This is a genomic window from Skermanella sp. (assembly GCF_059503625.1).
The window spans coordinates 1-2,278 of sequence record NZ_JCACHA010000462.1 but is presented as its reverse complement, the minus strand read 5'-3'; the positions used below and the strand labels follow the sequence as shown (position 1 = coordinate 2,278).

Annotated in this window: 3 protein-coding genes and 1 pseudogene; 2 read left to right on the top strand and 2 right to left on the bottom strand. The window is 62.7% G+C overall.

From position 1 onward, the window contains the following. Positions 1-248 (bottom strand): annotated as a pseudogene (locus AC5JJ6_RS10130) (adenylosuccinate lyase); the annotation flags it as partial. Positions 249-430: 182 nt separating this feature from the next. On the opposite strand from AC5JJ6_RS10130, the gene AC5JJ6_RS10125 reads away from it, so the two are divergent. Continuing rightward, the gene (locus AC5JJ6_RS10125; protein ID WP_496041919.1) at positions 431-595 is read left to right on the top strand and encodes a CsbD family protein; all 165 of its coding nucleotides are present in this window, start codon (positions 431-433) and stop codon (positions 593-595) included. A 79-nt stretch (positions 596-674) separates the two neighbouring features. On the opposite strand, the gene AC5JJ6_RS10120 is transcribed toward AC5JJ6_RS10125, so the two are convergent. Further along, entirely contained in the window at positions 675-1,868 is a 1,194-nt protein-coding gene (locus AC5JJ6_RS10120) for a hybrid sensor histidine kinase/response regulator (RefSeq protein WP_496041918.1), read from the bottom strand. A 166-nt stretch (positions 1,869-2,034) separates the two neighbouring features. Here AC5JJ6_RS10120 and AC5JJ6_RS10115 point away from each other — a divergent pair. Beyond that, the coding region (locus tag AC5JJ6_RS10115) for a class II aldolase/adducin family protein (RefSeq protein WP_496041917.1) at positions 2,035-2,278 on the top strand (244 nt) is incomplete at its 3' end.

Below are 2,278 nucleotides of genomic sequence, written 5' to 3'. Positions count from 1 at the left end.
GGGCCGACATATTCGGCCAGGTTGGTCAGGAAGGCGATGACGTCGTGCTTCGTCTCCCGCTCGATCTCATCGATCCGGTCGATGTCGAACTTGCCCTTCTTCCAGACCGTCTCGGCGGCAGAACGCGGGATCACTCCCAGTTCGGCCTGGGCATCGCAGGCATGGGCCTCGATCTCGAACCAGATGCGGAACTTGTTTTCCGGTTCCCAGATACGGGCCATTTCCGGGCGGCTATAGCGCGGAATCATCGTTCATCTCTCAACACAGCGGGTTGGCGGGGCAATCGGCGGATCGGGCCGACCATAGCGGGCACGCGTCCCAACCGCCATAGGCATGCCCGGGACACGGTCATGCGGCGCGAACGGACGGATGAAACAAAGCGCTTTGGTTTGTGTTGTATAGGCACAAGTCAATCAATCAGGAAAAGATCATGAATAGCGATCAGATCAAGGGTGCGGCCAAGGATATCAAAGGCGACGTCAAGAAAGGCATTGGCGAAGCTACGGGCAATCAGAAGCTCGTTGACGAAGGCAACTTGGATAAGGCCGAAGGCAAGATCCAGAAGGGTGCCGGAGATCTTAAGAGCAAGATCTGATCTTTTCCGATCTAGATGTTACTGCGGGCGTAGTCGGCTTTCCAGCTGGCGGCGCCCGTTGCGTTTCACACCCCGATGGCTAATCGGTCGCGACCTTCATTCTGTAGATGGCGCCTTCGGCACTGCCTTGAATGTCCAGGTCGCCGCCGAGCATCTGCATCAGTGCTCCGGCGATGGTGAGCCCAAGCCCGGTTCGCGCCTCCCGGCCCGCAGGCTGAACACGCCGGACGTCGAACGGCATGGCAAGGTCGCGCGGCTGATCGAGCGCCACCTCCGGCCCTGAATCGGCGACGAGAAGCCAGCCGCTGCCTGAGACGCCGTCTTCCCAGCCGACCCTGACGATGCCGGGAGTGGGCGAACAGTCGATCGCTTCCGCCAGGACCCGCTGAAGAGCCACGCCGAACCAGCTCATATCGGTCACGACATGGGTCGGAGCGCCTTCCAACTGGATGGTGATCGTGATCTGGCGCGACCCCGCGGTTCCTGAAACTGCCGCTACCGCCGTCGTGACGGCGCCTCTGATCTCGATGCGCTGGCGCGACAGGGTCAGCTCGCGCCGCTCGGCGTCCACGATCAGCTCGATTTCCTCGGCGGTCAGCTTGATACGCTCGGCAGCGCCGCTGACCGCAAGCCATTCCGGCGTCTCGCCCGCATTGGATAGGCTGGTATCCAGCACCGTTTCCGCAAGCGAAGCGAAGTTCCGCGCGCCGCGTGCCGCCAATGCCCGCATCACGTTGGTGGACTGGTCGGCAGCATTGACCTTGGCGGACAGCGCCAGCTCCGCGGTGCGCAGGATCTCGATCATCTGCTCGAGCTTCGCGGTCCGGACCTTGACCGCCTCGTCCAGCCTGCGGTTCTCGTCGGCGATGCGGCGCGACATCATGCCCAGGATCGACATGTTGCGGGCACGGCCGATTACCTCCATGCCGTCGAACGGCTTCGTCAGAAAGTCGCTGGCTCCGGCGTCGATCGCCTTCAACCGTACCGCCTGTTCGGTATGGGCGGTCAGCACGATCACCGGGATCATCACATCGGGGCTGAGCTGCCGGATCCGCGCCAGGACGCCGTAGCCGTCCAGTCCCGGCATCTCGATGTCGAGTAGCACGAGATGGGGCGCTATCCGCTGAAACATCTCGATCCCCGCAAAAGGATCGTTGGCCGAGAAGCGCTGGCGAAAGCCGTGCTTCTTCAGCATGCCCGACAGCATCGCGATGTTCATTTCCTGATCGTCGATGATCAGGACGCGAGCGTCGCGGAAATCCAGATCGTTCATGCCGGGAGCCTTGGTAGGATATTCAGGATTAACTCGATCCGCCATGCGGATCAGCCTTATAGCAGAGTTGCCGCCGGGGTGTTTCCCTTTACTACTGTCCGCGGGAATAGACCGCACCCGCGCGGGATCATCATACGGCGGGCGCCAAACGAGGAGAGGCCGGGCCATGGAAACGGACGACATCGCACGCCAGCGCATCGATCTGGCCGCCGCCTTCCGCTGGGCAGCCCGACTCGGGTTCCATGAAGGCGTCTGCAATCATTTCAGCGTCGCGGTCAGCCCTTCCGGCGACCGCTTCCTGGTCAACCCGCACGGCCGGCACTTCTCCGAGATCAGGGCGTCCGACCTGCTGCTGGTGGAGCCGGACGGGTCGGTCGCCGGCGACGGCGAGCCTCCGGAGCCGACGGCAT